Consider the following 19,515-nt stretch of genomic DNA (forward strand, 5'->3'; position numbering starts at 1 on the left):
GGGCCAAAATTCACACTTGGCTTGATAACTTCGCGGTATGATTTGCAATTTGACACGCCATTGCTATCATAAAACCGAGCATGACGTCTCATTTCAGTCGGGTGGCCTTTACCTACGACCGCACGCGGTATCATCCGCCCGAGGTTTCCGGGCGTATCGCCACTGCGCTCACGGCTCCCGTCGAAAAGTTATTCCGCGACCCTTTGTTTCTGGAAGTGGGGGCCGGCACGGGCCGCATTTCGGTGCCGATTATCGCCAGGGGTTACCGCTACATTGCCCTGGATGACAACCCGGCCATGCTCGAGGTCTTGCGGCAAAAAGTGGCCGGGGTGGCCCGCAAAGCCCGCCTGGTCGAGGCCGATGCCCGCGAGCTGCCCTTCGAGAAAGCCAGCCTTCATGCGGTCATTGCAGTGCACTTCTGGCATCTTTTGGACAACTGGCAAAAAGCCTTGCAGGAGTGCTTGCGGGTGCTGCGACCCGGGGGTTTTCTGTTTGAAGGCTGGGATTTATCCGACCACGAAAGTGAAGACTGGCGCATCCAGCAGAAGTGGAAAGAAATTCTGGCCGGTCTGGGCTATACCCTGGTGCGGGGCCGCCACCAGGCCCGTCTGGCCGAGGTGGAAAAGGAACTCATGCGCCATGGCCTCGAGCCCAAAGCCAAGACCGTGGCCGACTGGACCGAGATGCGCAGCCCGCGTACCAGCCTCGAGATGCTGCTGGAGCGCATCTACTCCTTCACCTGGGACGTGCCCGAAGAGGTGTTCAGGCCCTCGGTGGCCGAACTCACCCAGTGGGTGGCGGCCACCTACCCCGACCCCGATGCCGAATACCCCATCCACTGGAAATTCGTGGTACGGAGCAGCAGATTGCCATAGACCAGAGTGCGTTTCACATATCGAGCCCCCCGACCTCGAGAAAGCTTTGTTCTGGTATAGAGCAGTGGCCGCCTCGATGGGTAGCCGCGTCTGTAGGGAGCCCGATAAGCGAAGACGCGCCGACCCGGATACAGCGCATGGACGGCGAATGCCCGAAGACTGGCACACCCGATTCCTCACTGCACGCGGCGCGACACCCTCAACAGCCTTTTCTGCGTTCCTCGTTTCAGCGTTGTGAGCATTCAGAAGCAAAGCCAAACCGCTCGAGGCGCCCCCTGACCTCGGCATCCATTGGGGGGCGGGCCCCAAACCGCCCGATGACCCAGCCGGCGACCTGCACCGCGAGTTGCCCTGCCGCGAGGGCATCCCCTGAGCGCAAGTAATGCCCCAAAAATGCCCCGCCGAACGAATCGCCCGCGCCTGTGGCATCTACCGGCTGGTCGCGGGTGGCCTGGAGTTCGATCAGGTGGCCCCGGTCAAGAATCAGAGCGCCCTCGGCAGCCAGCTTGAGCAGAATCATGGCCTCGGGGTAGAGCTTTTGCAGAACCTCGAGCACATCCTTCGGCTCCCTTGCACCGGTCAGGGCCTGACCCTCGTCCAGGTTGGGGAATACGAAATCCAGCGAAAGGTCGCGGGTCATCCGGCGGAACTCCTCGCGCCCGATTTCTCGAATCATCTGAAAGGAGCCGGGGTCGAAGGAGATGGTGAGACCGGCCTCGCGGGCAACCTGCACCGCCTTGAGGGCGGCTTGCCGGGGAGGGTCGGTGAAAAGCGACCAGGCCGTCACGTGCAGGTGCCCGGCCTGCCGAATAATCTCAACCGGCACCTCTTCGGGGCGCAGCTCAAAGTCGGCTCCCTGCGAGGTCAGCATGGAGCGCTGCCCGGCTGCATCAATCAAGACCAGAATGACCCCCGTGGGGGTGCTGCCGTTCCAGATGATGTGCGGTTCCACGCCCTCGGCGGCCAGCTCCTGCACAGCAAACTCGCCGAAGCGGTCTTGTCCGACCTCCCCTATGAACCCCGCCGGATAGCCCACCCGCGCCGCCCACACCGCCACATTGGCCGCGCTGCCGCCGCCCATGAGGAGCACCCGTCCGGTGGTATCGCCGCCGGGTAGGAGCAGCGTGTTCGGTTTCGCCAGCACATCCCAGGTGAGGTCGCCAACGGCAATGAGCGGTTTGAGGTCTGCCATCGGGCCGATTGTACTCTGACCAGGCGCTTTTGACCGGTCTCGAGGGCCTGGGGTTGACATCCGTATGTCTCCAAGACAAAATGGGGTTTGCGGAGAGTGATGCCGCTGAAAAATGCGATAAAAAAGGCAAAACATGGGCCGTTAGCTCAGTCCGGTAGAGCACTCGTCTCCAAAACGAGGTGTCGGAGGTTCGAATCCTTCACGGCCCGCCAGAGGAAATTTTTTTAGCGGTGCTGCGGTTTGGTTGCTTGCCGCCTCTACGATGCGAGGAGTGGAGGCCGGGCAGCCTCCCGTGTTTATGTGGTGGTAGCTCCACTGCCTCTGCGCTTGTCCCGATTAGGCCACATCACCGTCAGATGGGGCGATTGATGGGCGGATGGCCCAATTGCTGTGTAGCTCGAGCGCCAGTACAACCACATCCTGTACGGTGAGCGAATCAAGTCAATGATGGTCTGGACTCGCTCTGTCCCTCCCCTCCTTTGTAGGGGAGGCCAGGTGGGGTGGCTGACCTGGCCCTTCACGCAATCTGTGAGTTGAATGCCTCGCCTAATACCTTCCCCAACCCTTCCTGCGCCGGAGGGAGGGGCTTGAGGGCTGCCACTCTTTGGTATTTGTGCGAGTGCACGCCTATCTTTACAACTGCCTGCTGCTTCCTTTGAAAATAGTGCAGCCCCACCATGCCAAAAGCATGGTGGGGCTTGATGGGGCACCAGAGCGGGCTGCATAAGCGGTAAGCTGGGCGTCCTCGCCGTTGGCACCCCGGCTCGCTTTTGCTCTTGCCAGAGGACGGGCTATGTAATAGTTAGAGGCTTGTGAGCAAGCCAAAAAATTTGACCTCGAGCGTTTCAATGTGTATACTGTATACACTTTATGGCTCACTTCCAGCGACCCCACTCGGTGCGCGAAGCAGCCTACGCACACCTGCGGGGTGCGATTCTGGCCGGTTTGTTGCAGCCAGGGACGCGCATCTCCGAGCCAGGGTTGGCCCAGGAGCTCGGCATCAGCCGCACCCCTGTGCGGGAGGCTTTGCAGCGCTTATCGCAGGAGGGTCTGGTGGAACTGCTGCCCAACAAAGGCGCGCGGGTTCGCGTCCTGTCGGCGGACGACGTGCGCGAGGTTTACGACGTGCGGGCTTTGCTCGAGGGCGAGGCAGCGACTCTAGCAGCCCAACACGCCACTCCAGCCGAACTACAACACCTCGAGGAACTCCTAAAAACCCTGGATTTGCTGCCCAAAGACGATTACAACCGGCAGATGCAGGTTGACTTCGACTTTCACACGGCCCTGGTCGAGGCAGCGCACAACAAGACCCTGGCCCGAATTTATGCCGATTTGCGCTCGAGCCTCACGCTTGTTCGCTCCTTTCAGCAAACCCTCTCCCAGCATCCCAAAACCCGCCGGCAGCACCAGGCCATCCTGTCGGCGCTCAAAGCCCACAACCCCAGGCAGGCCGCCGAGGCTGCGCGGGCGCACGTTTTTTACTTCCGCGATCAGGTGATGCAAAGCCTTCGGGAGCAGGTCTGGCAGTAGAGGAGTCCCCATGGATTTTAATCAGACCTACCGTTCGTTTGTGCTGGCCCTGGCCCAGAACCCAAGCATCAAACATCTGGTGCTGACCCGGGGGCGTAATTTTGCCCGACGCTTCATCGCGGGCGATACCCTGGAGGAAGCCCTGCGGGTGGTGGAGGCCCTCGAGCGCGACCGGGTGCACGCCATCCTGGATTTGCTGGGTGAGATGGTCACCTCCGAAGCCGAGGCGCGAAAATTTCAGGGCGAGATTGTTCGGCTGGTTCAGGCTTTGGGGGCCCTGCCTTACCCCCGGTATGTGGCCCTCAAGCTCACCCAGCTGGGCCTCGATTCCTCCGAAGACCTGGCTTTGGCCCTGATGCAGGAAATCCTGACCGAGGCCCGAAAGGTGGGCTGCTTCGTGCGAATAGACATGGAGGACAGCCCCCGCGTGGAGGCCACGCTGCGGGTTTACCGGCGATTGCGGGAGGCCGGCTTCGACAACACCGGGGTGGTGTTGCAGAGCTACCTCAAACGCACCGAACAAGACCTGCAAGACCTTATACCCCTCCAGACCCCCGTGCGCATCGTGAAGGGCGCATACAAGGAACCCCCCGAGGTGGCCTTCCAGGACAAGCGCATGGTGGATGCCCAGTTTGTGGTGTTGTGCAAGAAGGCCCTGGAAAATGGCCTCTATACCGCCATTGCCAGCCACGACCCCTTGATCCTCGAGGAGATGAAACGCTGGACAGCCGAGAAAGGCATCGGGCGCGACCGCTTCGAGTTCCAACTGCTGTATGGGGTGCGCCGCGACGAGCAGAGAAAACTGGCCGCCGAGGGCTACACCGTGCGGGCTTACGTACCCTACGGCACCGACTGGTACCCCTACTTTTCGCGCCGCATTGCCGAAAGGCCCGAGAACCTTTTGTTCGTGGCCCGCAGCCTGATTCAGGGATAGATATGGCAGCGAAACTGAATTTGCACGTTCTGGAAGACCTCTATGCGGTTTGCCAGCTCGAGGCGACCGCCTCCATCCCGGCCTGGGCGCTGGGCGAGGGCTTTCTGAGCATCAGCCGCAGCGAGGAGGAGCTGACCGTGGTCTGTCTGCAGAACCGCGTGCCCCCCGAAGTCAAGGCCGAACGCAACTGGCGTTGTCTCGGTCTGGCAGGCCCCTTTGATTTTGCCCTCACGGGCATCCTGGCCTCGGTGCTGAACCCGCTGGCCAAAGCCGGGGTCGGGATCTTTGCGGTCTCGACCTACAATACCGACTATGTGCTGCTCAAGCACCACCAGCTCGAGCAGGCGGTGGCAGCCCTCGAGCAGGCTGGACATGTGGTACACGCTGTAGCGCTAAAGCCTTGACCCTGAACCCCAAGCCATCCCCGAAAGGAGCGATATGACCCCCGAACCCTACCGTCCCGAACCCATCGAAACCTTCCAGAGCCCCGAAGCCTTTGAGGCCATGCGCAAGGCCCTGACCGAGGTGCGCGCCCAGTTTGGCCGTCACTACCCCCTCATCATTGGCGGCGAGAAGGTGCATACCCAGGCCAGCATCACCTCCACCAATCCTTCAAATCCCGCGGAGGTGATTGGGGTGAGCGCCAAAGCGGGCATTGCCGAGGCCGACGCCGCCCTAGATGCAGCCTGGCGGGCTTTCAAGAGCTGGAAGGACTGGCCCCAGGAGCACCGCAGCCGGGTGTTGCTCAAAGCAGCCCAGATCATGAAGCGCCGCCAGCGGGAACTCGAGGCCTGGCTGGTCTATGAGATCGGCAAGAACTGGGTGGAAGCCGCCGCCGATGTGGCCGAGGCCATAGACTTCATTCGCTACTACGCCCTTTCGGCCCTCAAGTACAAGGACGGCGCTCCGGTGGTGCCTTACCCCGGCGAGGACAACGAGGCCTTCTACATCCCGCTGGGGGTGGGGGTGGTGATTGCCCCCTGGAACTTTCCCCTGGCCATCCTGACCGGCATGACCGTGGCCCCCATTGCGGTGGGCAACTGCGTGGTTTCCAAACCCGCCGAGGACACCGTGGTCATCGCGGCCAAGCTCTTCGAGATCCTGGAAGAGGCCGGCCTGCCCGCAGGGGTGGCTAACTTTTTGCCGGGGTCGGGCAGCGAAGTGGGGGCCTATCTGGTGCAGCACCCCCGCACCCGCTTTATCAACTTTACTGGCTCCCTCGAGGTCGGCCTCAAAATCAACGAAAGCGCGGCCCGGCTTTCGCCGGGGCAGGTCTGGCTCAAGCGGGTTTTCCTGGAGCTTGGCGGCAAGGACGGCCTGATTGTGGACGAGACCGCCGACCTGGCTGCGGCGGCTCAGGCCACCGTGCAGAGCGCCTTTGGCTTCCAGGGGCAAAAGTGCTCGGCGGCCTCGAGGCTGATTGTGGTGGATGCCGTGCACGACCTCCTGATGGAGCAGGTGCTGGACCGCACCGAAAGCCTGATTGTGGGGCCTGCCGAAGAGAACCCCGACATGGGGCCGGTGGCCAGCGCCCAGCAGGAACAGACCGTGCTCTCGTACATCGAGATAGGACAGCAGGAGGCCCGGCTGGCCCTGGGGGGTCGGCGGCTCGAGGGCAGCGGCTTCTTCATCGCGCCGACCATTTTCAATCAAGTCTCGCCCGATGCCCGCATCGCCCAGGAGGAAATTTTTGGCCCGGTGCTCTCGGTGATTCGGGTGCCCGACTTCGACGCTGCGCTCGAGGTGGCCAACGGCACCCGCTTTGGCCTGACGGGCGGGGTGTTCTCGCGCAAGCGCGAGCGCCTGGAGCGGGCCCGCCGCGAGTTCCACGTGGGCAACCTCTACTTCAACCGCAAAATTACCGGGGCGCTGGTCGGCGTGCAGCCTTTTGGTGGCTTCAACCTATCGGGCACCGATACCAAGGCCGGGGGGCCCGATTACCTGCTTAACTTCCTGCAAATGAAGAGCGTGACCGAGCGGTTCTGATTGCAAGACAGCCTGAGAAGCAAAATACCCCATCAACGCCATCGTTGATGGGGGTATTTTTGGGCTTGCGCTCCCGGCTCGAGGTCTTGATGCCAACCTTGCTCGAACCCTTGGCATTCTACTGAAGCGGTGCGTCAAGGCAGAGGTCAGGGCGCAGGGGGCAGGTGGGGAGACCTACCCCCGCTCCAATCCTTTGTCACCCTATCGCGCTCTTCACAGACGTGGCCGTCCATCCAGGCGACCACTGTTCCGTTCAGAATCAGGCTTTTTCGAACTCGAATGGCTCAGAATATGTGAAGAGCGCTCTAATACCAAATCTCCCTCAAAGCGGCACCTAAAGTCAGGATCGGGCCATACAACGTCGAAGCGGCAGGCGGAATTCTGAAGGCGGCATGTACCCTTGGCTGGAGCACCAACGCCTGGCTGCCGAGTGGTATCGTCCAGCTTGCCAGGGTCAGATAGCTTTGGGTTCTGGTCTTGGATTCAGGAGGCTTTATGCGTTACCTCGTTGTAGATGTTGGTATAAGATGCTGGTACGCCTAAAGCCCTGGAGGCTGTCTTTGGAGTTCCACAGCACTCCCATTGGCTGGGTCGGCTGGTCGCTGTTTGGTAACCAACCAACCGACCCTGTTAGAACTCTTCATCCACCTCGTGCAGCCGCCGGGCCCAGAGGCTTTGGGGCTGGTGGTGCTCCCGCACAATCTGGGCGACCTGAGGGTCCAGGATCCGCATGGCCGCATACTCGGGATGATGGCGGCGAATCTGCCAGGCCCCGCGCAGCCCTTTGTCGAGGGGTTCGATGGGCACCTCGAGGCCGACAAGCCCGGTCAGAATCCGCTCCAAGGGCCGGTAGGGGCGCAGGGCCTTGCCGCTGTCGTGCAGCAGGGCTGCCCGCACCGCATAGCTTGGAGCATCGGGGTAGCGCTCCAACAGCCGCTTGGCTACCCGCACCGCGTGTTCCCGGTCCCGGACATCCATCGCCTTGTACAGGTGGGCCTCCTCGATGCTGAGTTCGGCCAGGGCCCAGGCATCATCCGGGGTGGCCTGGGCCGGGGCAAAGGCCTTGTACAATCGCTTGAGACGCAACCACACCTATTTATCCTACGCATTGGGGCCTGTTCGTTTTGTCAAATCCGGCCAATTGAGGGAACCCCGCCCACTGGGGTAACGTTATGGCGGGAGGAAAGCATGAACATACGCGCTCTCGTTGCAGAGTTTCTGGGCGTTTTTGCCTTGTGTTTCGTGGGAATTGGGGCTATTGCCTCTACCCAAGGCGGTGACCTGATGGCGGTGGCCCTGGCCCACGGACTGGCCATTGGCCTTTCGGTGGTGGCCCTGGGGGCCATCTCGGGGGGGCATTTCAACCCTGCGGTTACCTTTGCCATGCTCATCACCGGTCGCATGACCCCGGTGGGGGCGGTGGGCTACTGGCTCGCTCAACTGCTGGGGGGGCTGGTGGCGGCCTTCTTCATTGGCGCTCTTTATGGCGGGAACGCTGTCGCCGAGGGAACCCCGGTGCCCGGCACCAACCACACCGCCATTCAGGCCCTTATGATGGAGGTTTTCCTGACCTTTTTCCTGGTCTCGGTGATTTTTGGCTCGGCGGTGTTCAACAACTTTCGTTTTGCGGGTCTGGTCATTGGCCTGGCCGTGACCATGGACATCCTGGCCGGTGGGGCCATCTCTGGAGCGGCCATGAACCCTGCCCGGGCACTCGGCCCGGCCATCGTAGGGGGCGAGTGGAACGCCCACTGGGTTTACTGGGTAGGCCCGGTGGTGGGGGCCGGGTTGGCGGCCCTGCTCTACGACTTTTTGTACAGCAAGAAGGCCGAAAGCTGAGGCCCTGAGGTGGGCCCACTGCCAGCAGTCAAGGGCGGTTGGCAAGGCTTTTTGCCCGCTCGAGGATTGCATCGAACATGGCCGCAGTGAGTTTGCCGGTCTGGGTGTTCTGGCGGCTGACGTGGTATGAACTCAGCAAGACCTGCCTACCCACACGGTACAGGCTGCCGTGCGCAAAGGGATGGGCTGAGCGGCGCAGGCCGAGGTAATCCAAAAGGGCCTGGTGCGCAATCTGACCCAGGGCCAGCAAGACCTTGAGGTTTTTCAGCAGGGCCAGTTCCTGCTGGGTCCAGGTGGCGCAGGTTTTCAGCTCGAGCGGGCTTGGTCTGTTTTCTGGCGGTGCGCAGCGCACGGCAGCCGTGATGTAAACGTCGTGCAGAACCAGGCCATCCTTTGGGTGGCTCGAGGTGGGTCGGCTGGCGAGTCCGGCGCGGTAGAGGGCCGGATATAGAAAGTCGCCCGAGGCATCGCCGGTAAAAGGTCGCCCGGTGCGGTTGGAGCCGTGGGCACCGGGGGCCAGCCCAAAAACCAGGATGCGGGCCTCGGGGTCGCCAAACCCCGGCACAGGCCGGGCCCAGTACTCCTGGTGGCGATAGGCGGCGCGTTTTTCCCGTCCTACCTGCTCGCGCCAGGCCACCAGCCGGGGGCAGGCCCGGCAGGCGGCCATCTGGGTGTGGAGGGCCTCGAGGCTCATGCTACCCCCATTAGACCATCCCTTCCCTCGCACGGCCAGAGCGCCGGGTTTTTTTGCATTCGGCTTCCCCTTTTGGGGGGCGATACAAAAACCTGCCTGCATACCCATTTTGCTTTTCTGTACCCGGTACAGACCCGCCCGAAGGGGATTTTTGCCTTACGTTCTCACCTGTCCGCGCCGTACAATCAGGCGTCTCGTCTTTAGCCGAGCATTTTTGGAGGTTCGTTCCTGTGCAAAGCGTTTCTAGTTTAGCCCTACCGCGCATAATCCAGGGGGGGATGGGCGTCTCTGTTTCCAACTGGCGCCTGGCCCGCACCGTTTCGATGCTGGGACAACTTGGGGTTGTCTCGGGTACAGCCATGGACACCGTGATGGTGCGGCGCTTGCAGGATGGCGACCCCGGGGGTCTGGTGCGCCGGGCGCTGGCCGCATTCCCTTTCCAGCAGTGGGTGGAGCCTGTCTTGAACAGGTATTTCCGGCCCGAAGGCCGCCAGGGGGCGCCTTACAAACGCATCCCCCTGCCGAGTCGCCTGGGTGACACCGCATCGCAAATACTGCACGTGCTGGGAGGCTATGTAGAGGTGTTCCTGGCCAAGGAGGGCCATTCGGGCCTGGTCGGGATTAACCTGCTGACCAAACTGCAAATCCCAACCCTGGGCACGCTCTACGGGGCCATGCTGGCCGGGGTGGATTATGTGCTGATGGGCGCGGGCATTCCCCGCGAGATTCCGGAGGCCCTGGACAAACTGGCCGCTGGAAAGACGGCCTCGCTCAAGCTGGACGTGACGGGCTGGACCTCTTCCGAAGCGCCGCGCTTGCAGTTCAACCCGCTGGAAATCGCCGGTCAGGCCCAGACCCTGAAGCGCCCCAACTTCTTGCCGATTATTGCTTCCAACTCCCTGGCCACCCTGCTGGCCCGCAAGGTGACGGGCACCATCCAGGGTTTCGTGATTGAAGGGCCCACGGCGGGTGGCCACAATGCCCCACCCCGCGGCGCGCCGGTCTTCGACGAGCGGGGGCAGCCGGTGTACGGTGAGCGGGATGTGGTGGACCTCGAGCAGATCAAAGCCCTGGGCCTGCCCTTTTGGCTGGCTGGCGGCACCGGTTCGCCCGAAGCCCTCGAGCAGGCCCTGGACCAGGGCGCAGCCGGTATCCAGGTGGGCACGCTTTTTGCCTACAGCCAGGAGTCGGGCTTTGAGGCGGGCCTCAAAGAGCGGGTGCTGGAGCAGGCGGCCAGGGGTGAGGTCAGGGTTTTTACCGACCCTAAAGCCTCGCCCACCGGTTTCCCTTTCAAGGTCGCGGAGATAGAGGGCACCCTGTCGCAACCGGAGGTCTACCGCCGCCGCACCCGAGTCTGTGACCTCGGCTATCTGCGCGAGGCCTATCAGACGCCGGAAGGAAAAATCGGCTTTCGCTGTGCATCTGAGCCCGTTGACCAGTATCTGGCCAAAGGGGGCGACCCCGCCAACACCGAAGGGCGCAAATGCCTGTGCAATGCGCTGCTGGCGGCGGTGGGGCAGGGCCAGGTGCAGAAAAATGGCGACCTCGAGCTGCCCCTCGTGACCAGCGGGGATGACCTCGAGCGCATAGGTCGCTTTGTCAGGCATTTCGGCAAGCGGTACAGCGCCCGGGATGTGGTGGCTTATCTGCTTGGCAAGCGGCCCATCTCCGAGGCAAACACCCAGCCGTTGGCAGCGGGTGGATGATTCCGGGGCTAGAGGGCTCTTCACATAGAGCCATTCGACGATAAGAAAGCTTTGTCCTGGACAGAACAGTGGCCGCCTGGAAACTCGAAAACATGCGTCTCGGCCCAGACCCAACGCAGACACTTGTCCCTTCTCGTTTTCGTGGGCGGCCACGTCTGTGAAGAGCGCGATAGTCCTTCAGGTATTCAGGCTTTGGTCGTATCCAGGGCTTCTGGAATGACCCCGTAGGTCTCCTCGTAGCGCTGGATGTTCTCGGCCAGGCTGCGCAGGAGGGCTTTGGCGTGCTGCGGGCTGGTGATAACCCGGCTGGTGACTACGGCAACGACCTGGTTGGGCTGGCTGCCGGGTTGCATCAGAGCAAAGTCGAGGTAGAACTCGTTTTTCTGGTGCGAGAAGATGGCAAAATTGGCGTACTTGCCAAGAGCGGTTTCGCGGTCGATGTCTACACGTAGTTCGGGTACTTGTGAAACTTCACTCACGATAAAGCCTCCTGGAGGCGTGGGACACTCTTTTTGAGCTGGAAGCGCACCCGGCCCAGGCTTTGCATGGAATCCATCAGCACCACCAGTAAATACCCAGCCTCGAGCGGAACCAGCAGCACCGGCCCCTCGGGGTACTCTACCATGACCTCTTCAACCTCGCCGCGGTTCAGTTCCTGGGACAAAGCCCGTGCAGAAGCCAGGGCAGTGGAGGCCGCGCCGCCCAGGAAATCCACGTCGGGGGCCTCCTCGGTGCGCAGACTCTCCACCACAAAACCATCCTCGGCGACCAGCGCCGAGGCCAGTACGCCTTTGGTGACCTGCAACTCGCCAAGCACTTCTTGAACCATAGATTGACTCCTAGATGGACTGCGCCAGACGCAAAGCCAGGCGCGAAAGCTCGTTGCCGATGCTTTTGCGATCGGCGCCCTTCTCAACCACGGCTCCCAGAAAATAGCCGCCAAAAGCCACCACCAGCACCTCTCGGTGTTCGGTCGCAAGGGTGAAGCGCCGCAGGTCTCCGCCCAGGCTTCGGGTCAGGGTGCGGCTGGCCCTGGCGAGGGTGGCCAGCTCGGCAGCCAGCAGCTCCGGCTCCGGCGTTTGCTTGCCAACGCTCTCGATGACCAGCCCGTCCTGGCTGGTCAGGATGGCCTGGCGGACTCCCAGAGATACCAGGGTCTCGAGCATCTTCACGCGCTCTCCCCCCAATCGTCCCAATCCATACGGGTTTTAGCCTAGCATAGCCCCTGCCTGGGTTTGGCCCAATTGCACCACCAAGCGTTACGTGGTCTTAGACGGCTTATCGCGCCCTTTCCAGGCGTAGCCGCCCGGATGGGCAGCCCCTGTTCTGTCCAGGACAAAGCTTGCTCGAGGTTGAATAGACCCAACAGGTAAAGAGCGCTCTACTGATAGCCCCGCCGATTCTCCAGCGCCCGGGCCAGGGTTACCTCGTCGGCGTACTCGAGGCTCCCGCCCACCGGCAGGCCATAGGCCAGCCGGGTCGAGCGGATGTGCCGCTGGTTCAGTCGTTCGGCCAGATAGCCCGCGGTGGCCTCGCCCTCCACGGTCATGCCGGTGGCCAGAATGACCTCAGCAACGCCCTCCAGGCGGGCAAAAAGCTTTTCCAGGTTGAGCTGCTCCGGCCCAATCCCCTCCAGGGGGTTGAGGGCGCCGCCCAGCACGTGATAGAGGCCGTTGTACTCGCCGCTGCGCTCGATGGCCATCAGGTCGGAGATGGTCTCGACCACGCAGATGGTCGTTTTGTCGCGCTCGGGGTCGGCGCAGATGGGGCACAGCGCGTCTTCGGCCAGGTTGCCGCACGCCGGGCAGGGATGCAGGGCCCGGGCGGCCTCCAGGCTGCCCAGCAAATCTCCGGCGGTATCGGGGTTTTGAACCAGAAATAGCCCCAGCTTCTGGGCGCTTTTGGGGCCGACCCCCGGCAGACCGGCCAGGGCGCGGACAAGTTTTAGGAGCCGCTCAGGGTAGCGCATGGGTGGCCCGATGCTGAAGGCCAAAAGCACCAGAGGGCTTCTGGCTCTGCCCTAGAACATGCCCCCCAGCATGTTGCCGATGCCGCCGAGTTCGCGGCTCATCTCTTTTTCTGAGAGGTCGTGGGCCTTTTTTTGGGCATCCTGGATGGCGACCAGGAGCAGGTCTTCGAGGGCCTCGAGGTCGTCCTTGTCCACGGCTTCGGGTTTGAGCTTGACACCCTGGATCTGCCCGTGGCCGTTGGCCGTAACCTCTATTAAGCCGCCTCCTGCGCTCCCGACCACCAACATCTGGCCCAGCCTTTCTTGTACTTCAGCCGCTTTTCTCTGGGCCTTCTGGGCCTCCTTCATGATTTTCTGGATGTTCATCTATGCCTCCAGCACAACGCCATCCATTATGGCATCAAGCGGCGCCCCGTACCATTACCCCGGTCTGGCTTCGGCGGGCAAGCGTGGGATGCCACCCCATAAAAACACCGTGAAGGCCGCCAAAAACACTGCAACGCCGGAAAAGTACAAGACCGTCAGCACCCCCAGGCGCGGCTCCAGAACCCCGGCCAGAAAGGTGCCGACCAGAACCGCACTCTGCATGGTAGCGCCGAAAGCGGCCATAATCCGGCCCCGCAGCTCGGCGGGCGCAGCCAGTTGAATGATGGAGCGGGCCGGAACGATAAACATGGTGTTCAGAATGCCCAGGGCAACCATGGCGACCCCGGCCCAGACCGGGACAGGAAAAAGGCCGGTGGAGGCCAGAAAAAGCCCCCAAGCCCCAAGCCCCAGCAAAAACACCGTCTCGCGGGATAGGCGCTTAATCAGGGGCATGGTCACGAACAAGCCCACGATGGCCCCTCCGGCCATCAGGCCCTCCAGCACCCCAAAGCCCTGAACCCCAATTTTGAGCGCGCCCACCGCATACACAATCCCCAAAGCGCCCTCCACCGAGCCGAAAGCAGCAGCCAGGGCCAGGGTGCCAATGGTTCGGCGAAGGGTGGGGTTTTGCCAGAGCGGGCGAAGGCCCTCTGCCACGGCAGCAAAGTAATTGCCTTTGCCTGCCTTGCCCGGCAGGGGGGGTAAAAGGGTTAGCAGGCCAGCTGCCACCAGGTATGAAGCGGCATCAATCCAGAAAGCGGGCGCAGGGCCCACATTCGCGACCAGAACGCCCGCGAGGGCTACAAAGGTCACGTCTGCAAAACGATTGGCAAAGTTCATCAGCCCGTTGGCTTCGTCCAGCGCCCTCTCGGGTACGACATCCGGGATGGCGCTGTTGCTGGCCGAGTAATAGACCGACTCAAAAGCCGACATCAGAAATGCAATGACCATCAGGAGGGGCATCGAGCCAATGGCAAAAAGCGGGATGCAGGCGACCAGGAGGGCCCGGGCCAGGTCGGAGAAAACCATCAGGATGCGCCGGTCATAGCGGTCGGCCAGGGGCCCGAGCAGCGGCCCAAGCGCCGCGCTGGCCAGAAACTGGGCCCCCAAAATCAGGGAGACCCAGACCGCATTTTGCGACTCCTGGTAGGCCACAAAGAGCAGCGCGACGCGGTGGATTTTGCTGCCAACCAGCGATATGAGGGTGGATAGGAATAGCCAGCGAAATCCGGGAAGCCACAATGCTTTCCACATAGGTGCAGTCATCATAAACTGTCAAGCATACATCGTAAACATAAACCAAGTTCACTCTTTGATGGAAAGCTGACCATTCATAGGGCTGCTTAGGCACACAGGGTGGCCCCACCCTCGCAACGCTTTGCAGGATGCCATCCCGGCAGAACACCGCCTTTTTTCAAAGCCGTCCTCAGGGAACGGCGTGGTTCTGGGGCTGGATGCTAACCAGGCTGTGGGCGACCCGCGCGCCTTCCCGCGCCAGCACCAATCCGCCTTCGGGCAGCATCCAGATCATTAAGTCGAGCAGTTTGCGGGGCACCAGCCCGGTTGAAGAGACGTAGATGGCATCGTCCTGGTAGCGCAGTGAAAGCACTGCGCTGCCCTCCTTGATGGTGCTGGGGCTGTCCCCCACGGTTGTGGAGCTGACGTTCTCGCCCAGGGTATCGCGGGAGGGCGGGCTGAACCCCAGCCACTCGGAGAGCTCGAGCTGCAAAACCTGGGCATAGCTTTCGAGCTCGAGGGCCCGGGCCACTTCGGCCAGATACGCAATCCAGTTCGAGTGCTTTTCGATGCGGCCCTTGACTACCTCGAGGCCCTTGCGGGCAAAGTCCTGGAGGTTGTCTATGGGCGCTTCGCCATATTTACTGGCCGTTTCGGGGCTGAACAGCCCGTAGTTGACCTCGCCCTTGAACCGGGCCGAAAGCGCCCGCAGCAGGCGCAGGTAGGCATAGTGGTTTTCCGGCCACATCAGGAAGGCCAGGACCCGACCCTCGGCCAGGAGATTGGAAAGGGTGGCTGCCTCGCGGGGCTCGATGCGCAGGTGCAGGTAGTCCTGGTAGCGGATCACGTGCAGCTCTGCATCCGGCAGGGTCAGGCTGAAGGCCGCATCTTCTTCAATCATGCGCTCCTGCCCGTCCACGCTCAGACCAAAGAGCTTACCGGCCTGCGAGATGCCAATTTCGTGGTTCCAGAAGTAGAAGCGCTGCGGCATCAGGCGCAAGTTGAGGGCTTTGGCATCGGGGGGAACGCTCTGAAGCCCAAACTCCGGGCTCTGGCTGCCCAGGATTTTGGGTGGAATTTGGGGCCAGCTGGCCTCGCCCCGGGGGCTGGGCAGGTAGCGGGTCAGCAGGGTGGTCAGGCGCTCGATGGCTGCCGAAAAGCGACCCCGGTCTTCTTCCATGACCAAAGACATGCGGCGCTCCTCCGCCGCTGCGGCGTGCAGCCGCTCTTCTAAAGCTCGAATTTCGCCGATGCTCAGCTTCTGGCGGTGGGCCTCCTCCAGCGCCCGCCGCAGGGTTTCTGAGCTGGGCCCGCGGATACTGGTGCGCAGCGAGCCCTCGCTCTCCAGCACCCGCCGGGCAAAGCGCCGGAGGTACGGCACGGTTTCTTCGGGGGGGAGCTTGAGCTTGCCGGAGAGCGCAAAGGCCTCGCGGAAAAGTTCCAGCAGCATGTTTTTGGCAATTTGGATGTCTTCGAGGTGCACCCGGGGGTCCGAGACGCTGGGGATGGGATGGGAAAGGGTAAAGCGCGACAGGTTGTAGTCCTGGGCAAACTGGGGGCTTCTGGAGTAGGCCTCGAGGTTTTGCAGGATGGCATAGGTCATGCGCAGCTCGTCGCGCTTGCCGTGATTGAAGGTCTTGGCGGTGCGCAGAAGTTCGCGCTCGAGCCGGCTCCAGTACACGGCCTCGGCCAGCTTTTCCAGGGCCTCTTGCTCGGGGCTGAGTTGGGCCGCCTCCTCTTCGATCAGAATCATGCCCAGGTCGGGGGCGCTGCCCTCGTCCACGGTGGTCTTGTAGCCGGGTCGGTGGGCCTTGAAGCGCGCATCAATATCCCGAAACTTTTTGGCCAGGGGGCCCGGCAGGTTGGACTGAATTAAGGTCTGGCGCAGACGGGTCAGGCCCGCCATTCCCCCCTTGGGTTCGGTGCCAGCAACAAGGTCGTCAACCTTGTATTCATATAGCTCGAGTAATTCAACCAAGCCCGCCTTCATTCAAACGGTATTATAAGGTGTCATGCGATTGGCACGGCTCGAAATTGCCACAGAATCCAATATCGGTCGTCGTCGTCGAAACAACGAGGACTTTCATCGTGTGGCGGTGCATCCAACCCCTGCCGGCAACCTGGTTTTGCTGGCCGTAGCCGATGGTATGGGCGGGGCCGAAGCCGGTGAGCTGGCCAGCAAGCTGGCCATCGAGGGGGTCAGCTCAGCGGCCAAATCCTACGCCGAGCATGCGGCCACGGGCCGCCCTGGGGTGGGGCTCAACCTGGTCATGGACAAAGCCTTCAAGCTATCCCAGCGGCGCATCTTGCAAGAGGGCGAGCGGGTGCCCTCGCGCAAGGGCATGGGCACCACCCTCACCGCCGTCATGCTGACCGAGTGGAACCGGCAAGCCGTGATTGGGCATGTGGGCGATACCCGCGCCTACCGCTACTCCTCGGGGCGCTGGACCCTGCTGACCCAGGATCACTCCTGGGTGGCCCAGCAGGTGCGCCAGGGGGTGCTCACCGCCGACCAGGCCGAAGACCACCCCTGGAAGCACATGCTGACCCAGGCCCTGGGGCTGTCCGACGTTCGGCACGACATTACGGCGGTGAACTTTGCCCCTGGCGAGGTGCTGGTGCTGGCCACCGATGGACTCTACGGCCTGGTGCCGCCCGAGGAATGGAGCATTACCGGCGATTTGCAATCGGCCCTGGAGAGCTGGGTCAGCAAGGCCCTGGTGCGGGGTGGCACCGACAACATCACGGTGGTTGCAGCGAGGTTTAAATGAGCTACCTGATTGCTTTGTTGTTGGTCGGTGTCTCCGCCGCGCTCATCTTGCGCACGGGACGCACCTGGCTGATGCTGGCGTCCATGGTATTGGTGCTGGGCGGTCTGGTGGTGCTGGGGGCAGAGCCTTTGGTGTTGGTGGCCGCACTGGTGCTGGGCCTGGCTTCGATGTGGGTGCCCAAGTCCACCCGGGTGGCCTTTAAGCCCCGCCCCAAGCCCGCCCCCCGCCCCCCCAAGACCAAGCCCAACTCGAAGGTGTCGCTGGGCAACAGCGTAACCGGCCTCGAGGCCCTCTACGATATTCAGGAAAAGGTCGGTATTGGCGGCATGGCCACCGTCTACAAGGCCCGCAGCAAGAAAGATGGCCGCCTGATTGCGCTCAAGATTCCCCAGGAAAAATACATCGGCGACCCGCGCTTTGTGCGGCGCTTTCACCGCGAGGCCGAACTGCTGGCCCACCTCGACCATCCGGGCATTGTGAAGGTTTACGACCACGGCAACCAGGGCGACACCCACTACATCGCCATGGAATTTCTCGATGGGGAGGGGCTGGATCGCCTGATTGAGAGCAAGCGCCTGGGCATCAGGAGCATCGTGGAGGTGATGAGCCGGGTCGCCGAGGCCCTGCAACACATTCATGCCCAGGGCATCATCCACCGCGATATCAAACCTGGCAACATCATGGTGCTCAAGAACGCCGTGCGCGACGACGGCAGCGTGGATCCTCGAGGCGTGCGGCTGATGGACTTTGGGATTGCCGCCGGTAAAGTGCTGACCCGGCTGACCATCACCGGGGCCCGCATCGGCACCCCGGTTTACATGAGTCCCGAACAGGCCAAGGGTCAGCGCATTGACCACAAATCCGACATCTACAGCTTTGGGGTGGTGTTTTATGAGGCCCTGTGCGGGCAGCCGCCCTTCCAGGGGGCCTACGAGGCGGTCATTCACCAGCAGATTACCCAGATGCCCGCTCCCCCCAAGCAGATCAACCCCGATATCCCGCAGGTGCTCTCCGATCTGGTGTACCGCATGCTGGAAAAAGACCCGGATAAGCGCCCCGGCCTGGAAGCGGTGCTGGAGGTGCTGCGCGGCAAGTGGCAGGAAGACCCGGGCCTCTCGGCCCCCGTCTACCTGGCCCTGGCCGTCGAGACCAAGAAGGGCACCCTGCGCCTGATGGACCTGCACGGCACCCTGATGCGGATGTGGAGCGGGGTAGGCAGCGGGCGGGGCATGTTCCCCTCGCCCCCGCTCTCGCTTTCGGTGGACAAGAACGGCGGTTTCTGGATTAGCCTGTTCGAGTATGGTGGGGGTGCGGTACGGCTGGTGCACCGCTTCGATGTGGAGGGTGAGTTGACCCATTCGATTGCACCTTACGGAATGAAGCTGGGCGAACTGCTCTACCCCATCTCGCTGGCGGCGGTTCCCGACGGCCTGCTGGTGCTGGACGGCGAGGCCTGCACCATCACCCGCTTCGACCTCGAGGGCAATCCCGTAACCCGGTTTGGTGGCTCCGGACAGGGCCGGGGTACCTTCGAGTCGCCCCGGGCCTTGCTGGCCAGTCGCAAGTACATCTTTGTTCTTGACTACGGCAACCGCCAGGTGCAGCGTCTGGAGCATAGCGGCCAGTATGTCTCGCGCTACGCCTTCCGCAAGAGCCGGGAGTCGCAGGAACTGCGGCTGCTGGGCGGCCTGGGCCTGACCCCCGACGAACAGCTCCTGATCTACGATTCAGACAGCCAGAAAATCCGCAAACTGTCCCTCGAGGGCGAGGTCTTGCTCTCGCTTCCGCTGCCGGTGGCCGAGGGCGAAGACCCCACCAGCCAGGTGGAGATGGTGGTACACGACGACATCGTCTATGCCATTCGCCGGGGAGGTACCAAGATTCACAGAATCAAGCTGAGCGGCGAGACCCTCCCCAGCCTGGAAGCCTATGCCCCCCTGCGGGGCATCGCCTGCTGGCACAACACCCTGAAGGCCAAAGCCGAAGTGCCCGTTGACCTCTCGGCCCAGGCCTTTGACTAGCGAACCTCAAGCTGAAAGCGGCGGTCGAAACCAGGAAAACGCCCGGCGCCTGCGTTCAATATCGGGGAGGTAGTCTTCCATTTGCGCTTGATGCCTGATGCCAGCTTTTGGTGTACGACCAAATCTCCCTCAAAGCGACCCCTAAAGCCAGAATGGGGCCCTACGACCTCGAAGGGGCAGGCAGAACCCTGAAGGCAGCGGGTACCCTTGGCTGGAGCACCCACGCCTTCTGCCGAGTGGCATCTCGTCCAGCTTGCCGGGGTCAGATAACCTTGCTTCTAGTCTTGGATTCAGGAGGCTTTATTTGTTACCTCGTCGTGGATTTTGTGTAAAGCAATTCATGAGGTCGGACAAGCTGGGAGGGGGCGATCGGCTTATCGCGCCCTTCACAGGCGT

At 62.2% G+C, this 19,515-nt stretch carries 19 protein-coding genes and 1 tRNA gene; 10 read left to right on the forward strand and 10 right to left on the reverse strand.

The genetic code is table 11. From position 1 onward, the window contains the following. Window positions 1–80 precede the first annotated feature (80 nt). On the forward strand, window positions 81–875 hold the full coding sequence (locus NZN28_RS00075) for a class I SAM-dependent methyltransferase (RefSeq protein WP_295394319.1): 795 nt from the start codon (window positions 81–83) through the stop codon (window positions 873–875). Between the two features lie 226 nt (window positions 876–1,101). On the opposite strand, the gene NZN28_RS00080 is transcribed toward NZN28_RS00075, so the two are convergent. Next, complete coding sequence (locus NZN28_RS00080; RefSeq protein WP_295394322.1) at window positions 1,102–2,067, reverse strand: carbohydrate kinase family protein; 966 nt, start codon at window positions 2,065–2,067, stop codon at window positions 1,102–1,104. Between the two features lie 135 nt (window positions 2,068–2,202). Here NZN28_RS00080 and NZN28_RS00085 point away from each other — a divergent pair. The 5 genes from NZN28_RS00085 to pruA all read left to right on the forward strand — a co-directional run bounded on the left by NZN28_RS00085 (window position 2,203) and on the right by pruA (window position 6,517). After that, a tRNA-Trp gene (locus NZN28_RS00085) sits at window positions 2,203–2,279 on the forward strand. Window positions 2,280–2,937: 658 nt separating this feature from the next. Continuing rightward, window positions 2,938–3,597 (forward strand): GntR family transcriptional regulator, encoded by a 660-nt coding sequence (locus tag NZN28_RS00090; protein WP_295394325.1) that lies wholly within the window; start codon window positions 2,938–2,940, stop codon window positions 3,595–3,597. Between the two features lie 10 nt (window positions 3,598–3,607). Continuing rightward, the gene (locus NZN28_RS00095) at window positions 3,608–4,531 is read left to right on the forward strand and encodes a proline dehydrogenase (RefSeq protein ID WP_295394327.1); all 924 of its coding nucleotides are present in this window, start codon (window positions 3,608–3,610) and stop codon (window positions 4,529–4,531) included. Window positions 4,532–4,533: 2 nt separating this feature from the next. Continuing rightward, on the forward strand, window positions 4,534–4,935 hold the full coding sequence (locus NZN28_RS00100) for an ACT domain-containing protein (RefSeq protein WP_295394330.1): 402 nt from the start codon (window positions 4,534–4,536) through the stop codon (window positions 4,933–4,935). Window positions 4,936–4,969: 34 nt separating this feature from the next. Further along, window positions 4,970–6,517 carry an L-glutamate gamma-semialdehyde dehydrogenase gene (gene pruA, locus NZN28_RS00105; protein ID WP_295394332.1) on the forward strand — a complete coding sequence of 516 codons (1,548 nt, stop codon included), beginning with the start codon at window positions 4,970–4,972 and terminating at the stop codon, window positions 6,515–6,517. Between the two features lie 630 nt (window positions 6,518–7,147). Here the strand turns inward: pruA and NZN28_RS00110 are convergent. Next, window positions 7,148–7,609 carry an HD domain-containing protein gene (locus NZN28_RS00110; RefSeq protein ID WP_295394334.1) on the reverse strand — a complete coding sequence of 154 codons (462 nt, stop codon included), beginning with the start codon at window positions 7,607–7,609 and terminating at the stop codon, window positions 7,148–7,150. Between the two features lie 96 nt (window positions 7,610–7,705). Here NZN28_RS00110 and NZN28_RS00115 point away from each other — a divergent pair, with 96 nt between their 5' ends. Beyond that, a complete protein-coding gene (locus NZN28_RS00115; protein ID WP_295394336.1) occupies window positions 7,706–8,356 on the forward strand; it encodes an MIP/aquaporin family protein in 651 nt (216 codons plus the stop codon). A gap of 28 nt (window positions 8,357–8,384) precedes the next feature. On the opposite strand, the gene NZN28_RS00120 is transcribed toward NZN28_RS00115, so the two are convergent. Further along, complete coding sequence (locus tag NZN28_RS00120; RefSeq protein WP_295394338.1) at window positions 8,385–9,050, reverse strand: uracil-DNA glycosylase; 666 nt, start codon at window positions 9,048–9,050, stop codon at window positions 8,385–8,387. 278 nt (window positions 9,051–9,328) lie between these two features. On the opposite strand from NZN28_RS00120, the gene NZN28_RS00125 reads away from it, so the two are divergent. Beyond that, a complete protein-coding gene (locus NZN28_RS00125) occupies window positions 9,329–10,756 on the forward strand; it encodes a nitronate monooxygenase (RefSeq protein WP_295394340.1) in 1,428 nt (475 codons plus the stop codon). Between the two features lie 185 nt (window positions 10,757–10,941). Here the strand turns inward: NZN28_RS00125 and NZN28_RS00130 are convergent, their stop codons facing one another. The 7 genes from NZN28_RS00130 to NZN28_RS00160 form a co-directional block, all read right to left on the reverse strand. Beyond that, window positions 10,942–11,235 (reverse strand): DUF3467 domain-containing protein, encoded by a 294-nt coding sequence (locus NZN28_RS00130; RefSeq protein ID WP_295394343.1) that lies wholly within the window; start codon window positions 11,233–11,235, stop codon window positions 10,942–10,944. Continuing rightward, window positions 11,232–11,585 (reverse strand): roadblock/LC7 domain-containing protein, encoded by a 354-nt coding sequence (locus NZN28_RS00135; protein WP_295394346.1) that lies wholly within the window; start codon window positions 11,583–11,585, stop codon window positions 11,232–11,234. The genes NZN28_RS00130 and NZN28_RS00135 overlap by 4 nt, the downstream gene beginning before the upstream one ends. A 10-nt stretch (window positions 11,586–11,595) precedes the next feature. Continuing rightward, window positions 11,596–11,928, reverse strand: coding sequence for a roadblock/LC7 domain-containing protein (locus NZN28_RS00140; protein ID WP_295394350.1), 333 nt, complete (start codon window positions 11,926–11,928; stop codon window positions 11,596–11,598). A 209-nt stretch (window positions 11,929–12,137) separates the two neighbouring features. Then, on the reverse strand, window positions 12,138–12,725 hold the full coding sequence (gene recR / locus NZN28_RS00145) for a recombination mediator RecR (protein WP_295394351.1): 588 nt from the start codon (window positions 12,723–12,725) through the stop codon (window positions 12,138–12,140). Window positions 12,726–12,776: 51 nt separating this feature from the next. Further along, the gene (locus NZN28_RS00150) at window positions 12,777–13,091 is read right to left on the reverse strand and encodes a YbaB/EbfC family nucleoid-associated protein (RefSeq protein WP_295394354.1); all 315 of its coding nucleotides are present in this window, start codon (window positions 13,089–13,091) and stop codon (window positions 12,777–12,779) included. A 54-nt stretch (window positions 13,092–13,145) separates the two neighbouring features. After that, window positions 13,146–14,345 carry an MFS transporter gene (locus NZN28_RS00155; protein WP_295394357.1) on the reverse strand — a complete coding sequence of 400 codons (1,200 nt, stop codon included), beginning with the start codon at window positions 14,343–14,345 and terminating at the stop codon, window positions 13,146–13,148. A 172-nt stretch (window positions 14,346–14,517) separates the two neighbouring features. Then, window positions 14,518–16,317 carry a hypothetical protein gene (locus NZN28_RS00160; RefSeq protein WP_295394360.1) on the reverse strand — a complete coding sequence of 600 codons (1,800 nt, stop codon included), beginning with the start codon at window positions 16,315–16,317 and terminating at the stop codon, window positions 14,518–14,520. Between the two features lie 22 nt (window positions 16,318–16,339). Between NZN28_RS00160 and NZN28_RS00165 the strand changes: the two genes are divergently transcribed. Beyond that, window positions 16,340–17,098: a protein phosphatase 2C domain-containing protein gene (locus NZN28_RS00165; protein ID WP_295394362.1), complete on the forward strand. Its 759-nt coding sequence runs from the start codon at window positions 16,340–16,342 to the stop codon at window positions 17,096–17,098. Then, entirely contained in the window at window positions 17,095–19,119 is a 2,025-nt protein-coding gene (locus NZN28_RS00170; protein WP_295394365.1) for a protein kinase, read from the forward strand. Before NZN28_RS00165 ends, NZN28_RS00170 begins: the two co-directional genes overlap by 4 nt. Window positions 19,120–19,515 lie beyond the last annotated feature (396 nt).

Origin of the sequence: Meiothermus sp. (genome assembly GCF_025056915.1) — a bacterium.
Taxonomy (GTDB): domain Bacteria; phylum Deinococcota; class Deinococci; order Deinococcales; family Thermaceae; genus Meiothermus.